Raw genomic sequence first — 15,027 nt, 5'->3', positions numbered from 1 at the left:
AATTAGACACTTCAATTTATGTATTTTTATCCTAAAAAAATAAATGTATCATCCATATATTGAATAATTCATTTAAGTCAGACAATAAAAAAGCACCTAACTTTTCAATTAGGTGCCTTAGAAATAATAATCGATGTGAGATTATCTCATTTCTTTATATTTGTTGATCAACTGATTTGTAGAAGAATCATGAGAAGTAACTTGCTCATCATTTTCTAATTCAGGAAGAATTTTATTGGCTAATTGCTTTCCTAATTCAACTCCCCATTGATCAAAACTGAAGATATTCCAGATTACACCTTGAACAAAGATCTTATGCTCGTACATAGCGATTAAAGACCCTAAAGTAAATGGTGTTAATTTTTTGAATAAAATTGAGTTAGTAGGACGATTACCTTCAAATACTTTGAACGTCTTTAATTTCTCAATTTCTTCATCAGATTTACCTGCTGCTTTAAATTCAGCTACTACAGTTTCTTCAGATTTACCTGTCATCAATGCTTCTGTTTGAGCAAAGAAGTTAGATAATAACTTTGGATGATGATCTCCAATAGGGTTTTGAGAAATTGCTGGAGCAATAAAATCTGAAGGAATTAATTTAGTTCCTTGGTGAATCAATTGATAGAAGGCATGTTGACCGTTAGTACCTGGCTCACCCCAGATGATTGGACCTGTTTGGTAATCTACTGGATTTCCATTTCTATCTACATACTTACCATTTGACTCCATGTCTCCTTGCTGGAAATAAGCAGCGAAACGGTGCATATATTGATCATAAGGAAGTAAAGCATGGCTTTCAGCACCAAAGAAATTGTTATACCAAACGCCTAAAACAGCTAAAATTACAGGTAAGTTTTGATCAAACTCTGCTGTTTTAAAGTGGTTATCCATTGCGTGAGCACCTTTTAATAACTCTTCGTAGTTATCGTATCCAATGCTACAAGCGATAGAAAGACCAATTGCAGACCATAATGAGTAACGACCACCTACCCAGTCCCAGAAACGGAACATATTTTCAGGAGCGATACCAAATGCTCTTACTTTTTCTTCATTAGTTGATAAAGCAACGAAGTGCATCATGATATGATTTTCACTTTGTGCTGCTTCTAAGAACCACTCTCTTGCAGAGTTGGCGTTTGTCATTGTTTCTTGCGTAGTAAACGTTTTAGAAGCAATGATAAATAATGTTGTCTCAGGATTTAAACCTTTTAATGTTTCTGAGATGTGAGTACCATCAACATTAGATACAAAGTGAATGTCAATATTCGTTTTGTAAGGTTTTAAAGCCTCAGTTACCATGTAAGGACCTAAATCAGATCCACCGATTCCAATGTTTACAACATCAGTAATAGGTTTGCCAGTATAACCTTTCCACTCGCCAGAAACCACTTTGTTTGTGAACTCTTTCATCTGACGTAATACGTGGTTTACTTCTACCATTACATCCTTACCGTCTACTTGCATAGGCTCGTTAGACTGATTACGTAATGCAACGTGGAATACAGCTCTGTCCTCCGTTTGATTGATGTGCTCACCTGCAAACATTGACTTAATTCCTTCAGCAACGCCAGTTTCTTTTGCTAAATCTAGTAAAAGTTGGAAAGTCTTGTCGTTGATGATGTTTTTTGAAAAATCAACAAAGATGTCATTAAAAGTCAATGAAAAATCTTCAGCTCTGTTTGCATTTGTGCTAAACAAATCGTTCATGTGCGTATTTTTCATTTCCGCATAATGCTCTTCTAAAGCTTTCCAAGCGGCTGTTGAAGTAGGGTTTACTGTTTTCAACATGGTTTTATATTTCTATTTTGTTCTTAAATAAAATCTTAATCAATGAAGCTTTTTCACTTCGAACCACAAAATTACACTTTCATCTCAATGTAACAAGTTGATTTTACTCACACTTTTACATTTTCAATACTATTTACATTGCAACGGATTGTATTAGTAGAATTTTTTATTTGTAAAATGAAAAAAGAGCATACTTTCTAGAAGTACACTCTTTCTCTATTTAATATTATTATAATTTTAATTTTAATCTTCCTTTTTCATATGAACGACACGTTGAGGGAAAGGAATTTCAATACCAGCCTTATCAAAAGCAATTTTTGCGGCTTCGGTTGTTTCAAATAAGAAATTCCAATAATCATCCACTTTTAAATGCACTCTTAAGGAAAGATCAACAGAACTATCACCAAGATTTGTGACCCATACTACAGGAGGCTCAGGATCATTTAAGACTCTTTTATCATCTTTTATTAAATCTAATAGTACTTGTCGTGCTTCTTGAATATTGGCATCATAAGAAATACCAATCCCCACATCACATCGAGCAAACCCTTCTCTCGTATAATTTTTGATAACTCCACCTGCCAATGCTCCATTTGGAATGAAAATATGTCTTCTGTGAGGCGTTTTTAAGTTGGTGACAAATAATCCTATGTCTTCAACAGACCCCATATGCCCTTGTGCTTCGATAAAATCTCCTTTTTTAAAAGGTCTTAAAGTTAAGATTAGAGCTCCTCCTGCCACATTCGCTAATGAACCTTGTAAAGCAAGACCAATCGCTAAACCTGCAGAACCTAACATAGCAATGAACGAAGTTGTTTCAACTCCTGCTTGTTGTATTGCAGCGATGACAATGATTACCTTCAGAGAAATTTTTGTCAGAGAAACAACAAAATCAATCAAGGCTCCATTGTCACTCGATTTCTTCTTAAACTGATTTGAAACAAACTTTCCTGCTTTATTTGCAATAAAAAAGCCAACGAAAAGTATAGCTAATGCTTGTACTATCTTGAAGGCATAAATATTGACAAAATTTCCGTAAGCTGCTGTAATTAGATCTTGATATTGAGAGATATCCTCCATTGTTATAGTTTTTTAATAGGTATAAGAGAGATTTATTTATAAAAATAAAATAATTTTTAAGATTATTGCACTGTGAAAGAGAATATCATAGCTTTTCACAATATCATATAACTTAAAGTTTATGTCTGAATATAGTCAGTTAATCATTGGAGAGTTGGAGGAAGCACAAAAAGTGTTGTCCAAATTCTTGTCTGATGCTAATAATATAAAAGCAATTGAAGAGGCTGCTGATCTTTTGGTAGAAGCCTTTCAAAATGAAGGAAAAGTAATGTCTTGTGGGAACGGTGGATCGCATTGTGATGCAATGCATTTTGCTGAAGAACTTACAGGAAGATACAGAGAAGATAGACCTTCTATTGGAGCAATTGCGATTTCGGATCCAAGTCACTTATCATGTGTAAGTAATGACTATGGTTTTGAATTTGTTTTCTCTAGATACTTACAAGGGGTAGGGAGAAAAGGAGATGTTTTATTTGCTATTAGTACAAGCGGTAATTCAAAAAATGTAATTAATGCTATCCATACTGCAAACCAAAAAGGGATTAAAGTAATCGCTTTAACAGGTAAAAATGGTGGTAACATGGCGGATATGGCTGATGTAGAGATCAGAGTACCTCACCATGGTTTTGCGGATAGAATTCAGGAAATTCATATTAAAGTAATTCATATCCTGATCCAATTAGTTGAAAAGAAATTAGGCTATTAATCCTCAGTCATTTCAAGAGGGAGTTGTATCGAGAAAGTTGCACCTCCCTCTTTATTATTAAAGGCATTAATCTCTCCCTTGTGTTGCTTAATAATGTCTTTACAAATCATCAAACCTAATCCAAGACCATCTTTTTTAGTTGTAAAGAAGGTCTCAAATAAGTGATCAAGATCTTTTATTCCTCCTCCATTATCAATAATACTAATACCAACGTTATCTTTTAAAAGCTTTGTTCTGATTTTAATATATCCACCATCAGGAGTATGTTCTTTTACTGCTTGATAGGCATTGTCAATTAAGTTGATAAATACTTGAGAGATTTTACCACCTAAACAATTGATTTCAGAAACAGATAAGTCGTATTCTTTGATAATTTCTATCGAATCATATTTATATTTCTTGTGTAATAAATTGACTGTTGTGTCAATGTTTTCATGAACCATAAAAGGTTTAGGAAGCCCATGATTACTCTTTACAACGTTTTTCAATTCAATTGAAATATCCATAATTCTCTTGACACCTTCTTGAATTCCATCAAGTAATAATCCACATTCTTCTATATCCTCAATTTTCTCTTGATCAACATTCTCCATTTCATTAAAGTAAGTAAGAATATCAGCAAGTGTTTCTTGAATCGGAACTACATTATTATAAATAAAGTTGGTAGGATTATTAATTTCATGGGCAACAACAGCCATCATTTGCCCTAATAAGGCTAATTTATCATTCTTTTCAAGCTGTTCATACATCTTTTTGGACTGCTCCAAAGCTTCCATTAGTTCGATGTTTTTTACAAGAAGTTTCTCATTTAATTCATGCTCATCATCCACTTTCTGATTGATGATTACTTTTTGTTTATGGATCTCCTTTGCTTTTTCTTTTAATTGCTCACTAAATTGTTTGAATTTCTTTGATTTCTGATTCAATAAATAAACGATAGCTCCCAACAGAATGAATACTACAATTAAGGCTGCAATGAAATATTGCTGATTTTTTATCTGATCAGTTGATAATTTCTTTTCGTAATAAAGTTTATCTATTTCTTTTTCTTTATTACTCAATTGGATAGAGTTGTCGAGCATCTGAGCTCTTCTTAACTTCTCATTATCGTTGTATTTGTGTAGATAGAAAATATTCTTTTTTAAAGCTTTATTCTCATTCGTAAAGTCACCTTTTTTCTGGAAAGCTTGTACTAAAACGTCACTATTTTGTAATGCCTCAAATACTGCGGGTAATTTTTCTGAAATCTCTAAGCCAAGCTGTGCATACTTTATACTTTTATTGATGTGGTTTAAAGCCAATTCAGCCTTAGCCATCTTATAAAGTACTCTAGCTTGCCCTAAAGGTTGTTGAAGTTCTAGATAGCCTTTGTATGCTTTATTATAATTTTCTAAAGCAAACTGCATACTATCATTAGAAGAATAGATATAGGTTTCACCAAGGTACTCATAACATTGATAGATTAATGAAGTATAATCATTTTGTTTTGCCTCATTTAATGATATAATAAATTTCTGTCTTGCTAAATAAGGATTTCCTCCTTCAAGAATAACTTTACCAATACTAAAATTTGCAACGACTACACCATTTTTGTCTTGCACTAATTGTCGAGCTTCTTTGGCTTTTTCGTAGTCTCTTAAGGCTCCATCATATTTATCCGCAGCTAATTGAATATCACCAAGATTCATGTAACAATAAGCAATCATACTATTGTCCTTCTTTTGCATACTGATTTGTAAAGCCTCTTTCATGTTCTTCAAGGCTTCAAATTGATTTCCTTGATGATAAAAAAGGTTGCCAATATTGATGTAAGCATATCCTTTTTGCTCAATATCATTGATAATGTCAGATTGTAAAAGGGCTTGTTTATAATAATCAAGTGCTTTTGTATACTGGCCTAAATTTCTGTAGGCAACACCCATCAAATTGAGAACTTTGGCAGTTTTCTCAAATTTTGCATTAGATTTTGTTTCAAGTATAATTTCCTGACCTATGGATATGGCTTTTTCAGGTTCAATGTCTCTATATTCCCACATTAACTCAATGTAAGAATCCCACCTTTCCTGTCCGGTTTGTTTCTCAATATTTTGCTTTATTGCCTCAATCTTTAAATTCTGGGCAAAAACACCAACTATTGTTAAAAGAGAGAGAGTAAAAAATATGCCTAAAAAGTTTTTCATATGAATTATTCAAAGTAGATAAGCTACTTTAATAATAAGATTATATACACAAACTAACGATTATTGAGCGATAAGTTAATAAACAAATTGTAATCCCTTAAATTTTAATTGTTAATCCTATTTAAGTTTAATATATATTTGTTACTACCAGCGTTGTAAACCTTAAAAAAATAACTTTCATTTACATCTAATCTTAACTTTTTTTCAGTTTTAGGGTCCCAATGAAAAGGAAAAGGAGGATAGCTCCCAAAGTGTTCAAAGCCTAACTTACCAAAGCTTTCTCCTAGAGACCAATCAGAATCTGTATACGTCATTATATCATCAGGAGAGTATTCTTTAATGAATTGCTTCAGAATTTTACTTAATCCCCCTACGACAGTATGATAATTAAGATTACAATATCGAATTAATTCATAAGATTGATGTTTAAGCCCATCTCTATTATTGATTGTACGTTTTCCACTAAATGAAGCTACTGCAACTAATTTATTTTGATCAAAAAGTCCATATTTAACCTTTACTTTTGGAGAACCATTAATATGATTTTCTTCAATGAATTTATTTAATGTATGTATGTCTATTCTTTGAACAATTAGTTTTCGGGCATGAATACGTGTGGTGCGATTAAAAATTCCTAAAAGTCTTGAAAATACAGCTTCTTGATGATTAGTTAATACGTCATACCATAAATGAATTACACGTTGAGTATTTAGTTTATTTGAAACATGAATAAGACTACTTTCTTGATGCCAATTTTTAGTGCTTTCCGAAGGATGAATAAAATGTAATGTTACATCATATTCCAAAAGTTGTATGAGATAATAAGGAGTTAGATCCTTTTGTTGATTAACTTGAAAATTGATTTCATGTTCATCCAAGAATGTAAAAAGTGGGGTGAGATCATTCATAATATTGAACTTATTAAATTCAAATGTTGTAAATTAAATAAGCATTGTTAATGTATGAAAATATTGCAAAAAATGGATGTGATTATTAAAATAATTAGTATTACTAAGTTAATTTTTTGCAAATTTATTTGTTAATAGTAAAGCTTACTATATATTTGCCCTATAAAACATATAGGGTAGTAGAATTAAAATGAAATTTTAAACAATTACTCTTTAAAACCATATGAGCGAAGCAACGAATATCCATCCGATATTTAATTCTCTACTGTCTAGAGAAAAGAAAGAAGAATCTTTGAATCAAAAAGGTATTGTACTATGGATGACAGGTCTTTCTGGATCTGGAAAAAGTACATTAGCAAGAGCATTAGAATTTGCATTATATGATTTAGGATTTCATACTATGTTGTTAGATGGTGATAATCTAAGAACAGGTATCAACAGTAATCTAACTTTTACAGAAGAAGACAGAACAGAAAATGTTCGTCGTTCTGCTGAAGTTTCAAAATTATTTGTTTCTTCAGGTCTAATTACTATTTGCTCATTAATTAGCCCAACTGAAGAAATTAGAGCTCAAGCAAGAGACATTATTGGTGAAAAAGATTTTTATCAAGTACATATTGATGCACCATTTGAGGTGTGTGCGGAAAGAGATGTGAAAGGTTTATATAAAAAGGCACTAGCAGGAGAGATCAAGAACTTTACGGGTTTAGACTCACCTTTTGAAATTCCTGCTGATCCATTTGTAAGAATTCCGACACATACTCAAACATTGGAGGAAAGTTTAAAACAATTGTTAGAGGCTGTTCTTCCGATAATTAAATTATCAGACAACAAATAACTTTAGAATGCAGTCTTACACACTGACCCACTTAAAACAACTCGAATCAGAAGCTATTTACGTTTTTAGAGAGGTAGTTTCTCAATTTGAAAGACCAGCAATGCTTTTTTCCGGAGGTAAGGACTCAATTGTCATGCTTCATTTAGCAAGAAAAGCATTCTGGCCTGGAAAAGTTCCATTTCCATTAATTCACGTGGATACAGGACACAATTTCCCTGAAGCTATTGATTATAGAGATTGGCTTGTAGAAGAATATGATTTAGATCTAATTGTAGGATCTGTTCAAGGGTCTATCAACAAAGGGACTGCTGTTGAAGAAAGAGGTGTAAACCCAAGTAGAAATGGTTTGCAAGCGATCACATTATTAGAAACACTAGAAGAGTATCAAATTGATGCTGCATTTGGTGGTGGTCGTAGAGATGAAGAAAAAGCAAGAGCAAAAGAAAGATTTTTCTCTCATAGAGACGAATTTGGGCAATGGAATCCTAAAAACCAGCGACCTGAACTTTGGACACTTTACAATGGTAGGTATAACGACTATGAACATTTCCGTATTTTCCCAATTTCTAATTGGACTGAAATGGATGTATGGCAATATATCGCTTTGGAAAAAATAGCCTTACCATCTATCTACTTTGCACATACACGTAAAGTAGTGGATAGAAACGGTGTTCTTTTAGCAGAATCTCCTTGGAATACACTATTAAAAGGAGAGGAGTACGAAGAAAAATTAATTCGTTACCGTACACTTGGAGATATGACATGTACAGGTGCTGTATTATCCGATGCTGATGATTTAACAGGTATCATTCAAGAAGTTGCCTCTTCAAGAACTACTGAAAGAGGAAACCGTGCGGATGATAAAAGATCAGAAGCAGCAATGGAAGAAAGAAAATTACAAGGTTATTTCTAAACGATTATCTACAAAACTATGAGCGAAACTTTATTAGCAAATCCAAGTATTAAAAGAGAGGATTCTACAGCTGCTGTAGATCAATCTTACATGAATATGGACTTACTGCGTTTCACTACTGCAGGTAGTGTAGATGACGGTAAGAGTACTCTGATTGGTCGATTGATGTATGATACAAAATCAATTTTTGAAGATCAATTAGAAGCCATTGAAAAATCTAGTAAGTCTAGAGGTGACGAAAACGTAAACCTTGCTTTATTAACAGATGGTCTTAAAGCTGAAAGGGAACAAGGTATTACAATTGACGTTGCGTATAGATATTTTGCGACACCAAAACGTAAATTCATTATTGCAGATACTCCTGGTCATATTCAATATACTAGAAATATGGTAACAGGTGCTTCTACAGCAAATCTAGCCATTGTGTTAGTGGATGCTCGTAATGGTGTGATAGAACAAACTAGACGTCATACTTATATTGCTTCATTATTGAAAATCAAACACATTATTGTTGCTGTCAACAAAATGGATTTGGTAGATTATTCTGAAGAGCAATTCAATAAAATTAAAGAAGATTTCTTAGAGGTGTCATCGAAAATTGGAGTAGAGGATATTCGTTTTATTCCAATTTCAGCGCTAAAAGGCGATAATGTTGTTGATGATTCTGAAAGGACTCCTTGGTATACAGGAGGTGCTTTACTAAGTAATCTGGAAACGGTTGAAATCAGTAATGATCATGATCTTGAGAATGGACGTTTTCCAATTCAAAGAGTGATTGAAACTAACGTTTTCAAAGGATACGGAGGAAGAGTTGATGGTGGAATTTTAAAAGTAGGAGATGAAGTTGTTGCTTTACCTTCAGGTAAACAAACTTCTATTAAATCTATTGAAACAATGGATGGTCCACTTGAAGAAGCATATCCTCCAATGTCAGTTGCAATTACATTAGAAAATGATCTAGATCTTTCGAGAGGAGATTTATTAGCAAAAGCGGTTAATCAACCTCTAAATGTAACTTCTTTTTCAGCTACTTTATGCTGGATGAATAGAAGTGAATTAAAACCGAATGCTAAATACATTCTAAAACATACTTCTAATGAAGTTGAAGCTATAGTTACTTCTATAGATGATAAAGTGGATATCAATACTATGGAAAGTTTAAGTGATGTTGTTGATCTTAAAATGAATGAGATTGGTAAGGTTAGTATAAAAACCTCTGCTCCGGTATTAATTGATGCCTACACAAAAAATAGAGCAACTGGAAGCTTAATCTTAATTGATGAAGCAACGAACGAAACAGTTGCAGCAGGAATGATTTCATAAAACATCAGTAGATATAAAGCGGGGCTTCAGTTTGAGGTTCCGCTTTTCTTTTAGTAAAAGTAAAAATATCAAAATAATTCTTTCCCAAATTCTAACTATAAGAGAAAACACTTCCATATGGAAGTGTTTTCAATCATTTACTTTTCACCTATTTATTTTCCTCTACGAGACCAACAAATACGGTATCATCTTCTATCTTGATCGGAAATGTGGTGATAGAATCCTCGCATCCGTTGAGGTTTTCACCTGTCTCTAGGGAAAAAGTCTTCTTATGATAAGGGCAGGCAACTTTAGGTGTGTCCCCTTGAGTTCCAACAATTCCTCTTGCTAGAATCATTTGTTTTTTATGAGGACAAAGGTTTTGTGTCGCAAACCATTTATTAATGGTCGTGAAATTAAAAACGGCAATCTGTTGATCTTTATATAAAATAGATGAACCTCCGTCTTTGGGAAAGTCATTAACATGACCGGCTTTCACCCAAGTTGTAACTTGTTCTAATGTACTATGTTCAAATGTCATTGTTTTCTTTATTTAAAAAGGTGGAGAATGTAGTGTAGAAGTACACTAAAATAGAAGCGTACTTCACTTATTTTAAGCATTTACCAAGCAACTGGGAAACGCTGACCTCTTTCTCTTTTGAATTTTTGTGTTGGATCATGAGAATCATCATTACTAAAGTGCGTAAATCTTTTTCTCATTTCTGGATTTTCAATAGCTGCTTTCCACTCACAAGTGTAATGAGCAATTAAAATTTCCATATCTCTTTCTAATTGTTCACCTATTCCTAAAGAGTCTTCACAGATTACTTGTTTTAAATAATCGATTCCACCCTCTAATTTTTCTTGCCACGGAGCAGTTCTTTGTAATGGTTCTGCTGTTTTGATATAGAACATTAAATAACGATCTAAGTATTTTATAACTGTTTCCTTATCTATATCTCCTGCTAAAAGTACTGCATGTTTAGGGTTAGCACCACCATTTCCACCAACATAAAGATTCCAACCTTTTTCTGTAGCAATAATACCAAAGTCTTTCCCTCTTGCTTCAGCACATTCACGAATACAACCAGAGACTCCTCCTTTCAACTTATGTGGAGAGCGTAAACCTTTGTATCTGTTTTCAACTTCAATGGCAAAACCTACTGAATCATGTAAACCAAAACGACACCAAGTACTACCAACACAACTTTTTACAGTACGCAAAGATTTGCCGTATGCATGACCACTTTCAAAACCTGCATTAATTAATTTTTCCCAGATCAAAGGAAGGTCATTTAATCGAGCTCCGAATAAATCAATCCTTTGACCACCAGTAATTTTTGTATATAAGTCAAATTCTTTAGCAACTTCACCTATAGCAATTAGTTTATCTGGAGTTATTTCTCCTCCAGGAATACGAGGTACGACAGAGTAAGAGCCACCCTTTTGAATATTAGCAAGGAATCTGTCGTTAGTATCCTGGATTGTAGATTCTTTTAAAATCAAATCATTCCAAATACTAGCAAGTAATGACCCAACTGCTGGTTTACAAGTCTCACAACCCGCTCCTTTACCATATTTAGTGAGTAATTCCTCGTATGATTTAATTTCATTGACCTTAATCAAATCAAAAAGCTCTTGACGGGTATATGTAAAGTGTTCACAAATTTCTTTTCGAACAACTGTACCCATTTTAGCTAAAGTATCCTCAAGGATATTATTAACCATTGGCATACAACCACCACAACCAGTACCTGCTTTTGTTGCAGCTTTGATACCATTAATGTCTGTAACTCCATCATCTTTGATACTACAGCAGATATCTCCCTTGGATACATTTTCACATGAACAAACTTGTGCTGTATCAGGAAGTGCGTCTACTCCAATACCAGCTCCTCCTTCTTCTCCAGAACTTTTAATAATTAAATCTTGTGGATGTGGAGGTAAAGCCATTTCGTTGATAAACATTTGATGAAGCATGTTATAATCATCTGCATCTCCAATTAGAATACCTCCTAATAACTTTTTACCTGCTAAATCTATATTGATTCTTTTGTAGATACCGTTCTTTTTATCATTAATTGTGATAGGGTAATGTGGGATGTTATCACAGAACGGCTCGCCAAAACTTGCTACATCTACACCAATTAATTTTAATTTTGTAGACATATCACATCCAGTAAATGTATAATCTTTGTTGTCATTTGCAATCTGCTCGGCAACAACTTCAGCCATATCATAACCAGGTCCTACAAGACCGTAAATCATATCTTCATATGAAGCACATTCACCAACAGCATAAATCTTTTCATCAGAAGTTTGCATCAATGAATTGACAACAAATCCACCTCTTTGAGCTACTTTTAACCCAGCTTCTTTACCTAATTCATCTCTTGGACGAATTCCTGCTGAAATGATAAGCATATCACAATCAAGAGAAGTGTTATCAGAAAAAGATAGACCAGTCATAGTCTCTTCTCCTTCAATGTTACTTGTTGCTTTACCTAGTAAAATATCAATACCTAAATCTTCCATTTTTGATTTTAATAGAAGACCACCTTCTTCGTCAATTTGTCTCGGCATAAGTCGAGGAGTAAATTCAACCACAGAAGTTTTTAAATTCATATCTATTGCCGCTTTTGCAGCTTCCAAACCTAAAAGACCACCGCCTAAAACAGCAGCAGATTTGACTTTCTTTCCATAAGCCATCATCATCTCTAGGTCTTCAATAGTTCTGTAAACAAAAACACCCTTTTTCTCTACTCCTTTAATTGGAGGTACGAAGGCGGAACTACCTGTTGCTAATACTAAGTAATCATACTCATATTTAGTATTTGTATGTGTAGTTACGTATTGTTCTTGTCTGTTAATGTTAGATACTTTTTCGCTAGTAATTAGATTGATACCATTTCCGTTGTACCAATCTTTAGGTGCCATAGTAAGTTTGTCTGCATTTTCGTCCTCAAAATAAGCACTTAAATGTACTCTATCATACGCTGGACGAGGTTCTTCGCCTATGACAGTAATTGATGCGGATGAATTTTTCTCTACAAGCTTTTCACATAGCTTATAACTAACCATACCGTTTCCTACAATAACTATTTTTGCCATAATTGATCCTGTTTTAATATTGATTTTAAGTAAAACTACGTATAAATACTTAAAAAACAATAATTGTTACTTAAAAAAATTCAATTTTATAGATAAAAAGGATTTTAAATTAATAAATAGTAAGTAATTTATGATCAAGTCTTAGTAGTTTAATAATTGATATATTTTCATAAATAGTTTAATTATTGTATTGTATTCGTATTTTATAAGTTTATTTATTGATAAATTTTAAAATAAAGTTTCTTTTTGTTGTGTGTATTTAATTGAATATTTTGACTTGTTAAGTATAAATACGTATAATTGAGTAAAATTCACCTAAACATTAAAACTATGATACCTACTTTTTACTTAATCGGAGCTGGACCAGGAGACGTTGAATTACTTACTTTAAAAGGAGCAAGACTACTAAAAGAGAGTAAAGTTGTATTATACGATGCACTTGTATCTGAAGAGATATTAGACTTAATACCAAAACATGTTGAAAAAATTTATGTAGGTAAAAGGGCAGGGCGACATCATTTACAACAGGAAGAAACAAATGAGTTAATAGTAAAAAAAGCGTTCGAATATGGAGAGGTAACACGTTTAAAAGGTGGCGATTCATTTGTTTTTGGGAGAGGGCAAGAAGAAATAGAATTTGCTAAAAGTTTTGGAATAGAATGTCATGTCGTTCCGGGAATATCTTCATCACTAGCAGGGCCAACGTTAGCTGGAATTCCTGTTACGAAAAGAGGAATTAATGAAAGCTTTTGGGTTGTGACAGCAACTACTTGTTCAGGTGGATTATCTAAAGATCTAACACATGCAGCAGCATCTACTGCAACTATTGTCATTCTTATGGGTGTAGGTAAACTAGAATTGATTTCTCAGTTATTTTCGATGTATAGAAATGAAAAAGAACCAATTGCTTTAATTCAAAATGCATCACAAAAGAATCAAAAAATAGTAACCGGTACTCTAAGTAATATTGTTGAAATAGCAAATGAGAAAGGAATACAACCACCTGCTGTAATAGTTATTGGAGAAGTAGTTAATTGTGCTAAGGCAACAGATTTAGTGAAAATCTCCGAGATGAACCAATAATTTAATTATCATAGATCAATCTTTATTTTTGTTTGACATCATGCATTTGTGATGTTTTTAAAATCAAAATTTAAAGAATATGAATCTTAAAAAAGCATACCTAATTTTCTTTTCAATTACTTTATCAATAATTGCGTTAATGTATGGTATAAAACCAGAATGGTTCAGTACTTTTTTTCTTTCTTCAAATAATGCATTGTCAACAGATGCAGCTTATATTTTAAGAGCTGTTAGCGGTCTCTATTTAGCGTTAATAGGGTTTTTCTTATTGGGAATTAGAAATGAAAATTATACAAATGCTGCTATTATTGTAACCGCAGTTTTTTGTTTTGGTTTAGCAATTGGAAGGACAGTGAGTATTATAATTGATGGAATTCCTTCTCCTATACTTTTATTATATGTCGGAATGGAGTATGCAATTATACCAGTAGCCTATTTTCTTTTAAATGAAGAAAAAATATTACAAAATAGAAGTTTTTGAGACAAAGTTATTTTAATATTAAAAAGTAAAGTAATTTAATATGAAAAAGATTTTCGTAGAGAAGTGGAATTCTATAAATTGCTTTTATGAAAAAAATCTTATCTCTTATAACTTTACTTTTTGTGTTACTTAGTTGTGACGATCCAAATGTAAACCCAGGGTCTTTTCAAGAAATTTATTTTCATCAAGAAGATGTTAGTATTAATTTACCTCAAATAGGGGAGGAAAATGAATATGATATTCAGATATTATTAAATACTAGAACTACCGCTGAAAGGATTATTATAGTTCTTAAAGGAGATGTGGATATTAATAATTTACAAGAACATGTAACTATTGATGTAAACACACAGCTTTCTTCATTAACACTGAATACTGATTTTTCTTATTCATTTATTTTAGAAGAATCAACCCCAATAACCTCATTAGTTAACTGTGATTCAGATAACGAATTTTCGGAAGTGTCTGAACTTCTAAATCATATTGAAGGAGTAAAGTCATTTGTTTGGGATGAAGATAAACAAAAATACTATGTTAACTTAAAAGCTTTTGATGCATTCTTTCCAGAAATAACATTACCAGATGTAATTATTTACCAATCAGTTGGTGTGTTGGAAAGAAATTGTGAGGAATAAAT

At 32.7% G+C, this 15,027-nt stretch carries 13 protein-coding genes; 7 read left to right on the top strand and 6 right to left on the bottom strand.

Features of this window, described 5'->3' with window-relative positions; translation table 11 throughout:
- Positions 1-141: 141 nt before the first annotated feature.
- Positions 142-1,788: a glucose-6-phosphate isomerase gene (pgi, locus tag ACXAHM_RS04030; RefSeq protein WP_474959120.1), complete on the bottom strand. Its 1,647-nt coding sequence runs from the start codon at positions 1,786-1,788 to the stop codon at positions 142-144.
- Positions 1,789-2,031: 243 nt separating this feature from the next.
- Positions 2,032-2,868, bottom strand: a complete 837-nt coding sequence (locus ACXAHM_RS04025; RefSeq protein ID WP_474959119.1) for a mechanosensitive ion channel family protein — start codon at positions 2,866-2,868, stop codon at positions 2,032-2,034.
- 121 nt (positions 2,869-2,989) lie between these two features.
- Between ACXAHM_RS04025 and lpcA the strand changes: the two genes are divergently transcribed.
- Complete coding sequence (lpcA, locus tag ACXAHM_RS04020; RefSeq protein WP_474959118.1) at positions 2,990-3,574, top strand: D-sedoheptulose 7-phosphate isomerase; 585 nt, start codon at positions 2,990-2,992, stop codon at positions 3,572-3,574.
- On the opposite strand, the gene ACXAHM_RS04015 is transcribed toward lpcA, so the two are convergent.
- Positions 3,571-5,754, bottom strand: coding sequence for an ATP-binding protein (locus ACXAHM_RS04015; RefSeq protein ID WP_474959117.1), 2,184 nt, complete (start codon positions 5,752-5,754; stop codon positions 3,571-3,573). The genes lpcA and ACXAHM_RS04015 overlap by 4 nt on opposite strands.
- 104 nt (positions 5,755-5,858) lie before the next feature.
- On the bottom strand, positions 5,859-6,662 hold the full coding sequence (locus ACXAHM_RS04010; protein ID WP_474959116.1) for a hypothetical protein: 804 nt from the start codon (positions 6,660-6,662) through the stop codon (positions 5,859-5,861).
- Positions 6,663-6,885: 223 nt separating this feature from the next.
- Between ACXAHM_RS04010 and cysC the strand changes: the two genes are divergently transcribed.
- The 3 genes from cysC to ACXAHM_RS03995 all read left to right on the top strand — a co-directional run bounded on the left by cysC (position 6,886) and on the right by ACXAHM_RS03995 (position 9,736).
- A complete protein-coding gene (gene cysC, locus ACXAHM_RS04005; RefSeq protein ID WP_474959115.1) occupies positions 6,886-7,500 on the top strand; it encodes an adenylyl-sulfate kinase in 615 nt (204 codons plus the stop codon).
- Positions 7,501-7,507: 7 nt separating this feature from the next.
- The gene (gene cysD / locus ACXAHM_RS04000; protein ID WP_474959114.1) at positions 7,508-8,413 is read left to right on the top strand and encodes a sulfate adenylyltransferase subunit CysD; all 906 of its coding nucleotides are present in this window, start codon (positions 7,508-7,510) and stop codon (positions 8,411-8,413) included.
- 96 nt (positions 8,414-8,509) lie between these two features.
- A complete protein-coding gene (locus ACXAHM_RS03995) occupies positions 8,510-9,736 on the top strand; it encodes a sulfate adenylyltransferase subunit 1 (protein WP_474959301.1) in 1,227 nt (408 codons plus the stop codon).
- 148 nt (positions 9,737-9,884) lie between these two features.
- Here ACXAHM_RS03995 and nirD read toward each other — a convergent pair whose 3' ends face one another.
- A complete protein-coding gene (gene nirD, locus ACXAHM_RS03990) occupies positions 9,885-10,256 on the bottom strand; it encodes a nitrite reductase small subunit NirD (protein WP_474959113.1) in 372 nt (123 codons plus the stop codon).
- Positions 10,257-10,336: 80 nt separating this feature from the next.
- A complete protein-coding gene (gene nirB, locus ACXAHM_RS03985) occupies positions 10,337-12,826 on the bottom strand; it encodes a nitrite reductase large subunit NirB (protein ID WP_474959112.1) in 2,490 nt (829 codons plus the stop codon).
- A gap of 330 nt (positions 12,827-13,156) precedes the next feature.
- Here nirB and cobA point away from each other — a divergent pair, with 330 nt between their 5' ends.
- The 3 genes from cobA (at position 13,157) to ACXAHM_RS03970 (ending at position 15,025) form a co-directional block, all read left to right on the top strand.
- Positions 13,157-13,909, top strand: coding sequence for a uroporphyrinogen-III C-methyltransferase (gene cobA / locus ACXAHM_RS03980; protein WP_474959111.1), 753 nt, complete (start codon positions 13,157-13,159; stop codon positions 13,907-13,909).
- A 79-nt stretch (positions 13,910-13,988) separates the two neighbouring features.
- Positions 13,989-14,390 carry a DUF4345 domain-containing protein gene (locus ACXAHM_RS03975; RefSeq protein WP_474959110.1) on the top strand — a complete coding sequence of 134 codons (402 nt, stop codon included), beginning with the start codon at positions 13,989-13,991 and terminating at the stop codon, positions 14,388-14,390.
- An 86-nt stretch (positions 14,391-14,476) separates the two neighbouring features.
- Positions 14,477-15,025: a hypothetical protein gene (locus ACXAHM_RS03970; protein ID WP_474959109.1), complete on the top strand. Its 549-nt coding sequence runs from the start codon at positions 14,477-14,479 to the stop codon at positions 15,023-15,025.
- Positions 15,026-15,027: the final 2 nt, after the last annotated feature.

Source organism: Flammeovirga sp. AWQ4_249 (genome assembly GCF_056161045.1).
Note: the sequence above shows the minus strand (reverse complement) of the source record. Positions and strands in the feature narration are given on the sequence as shown.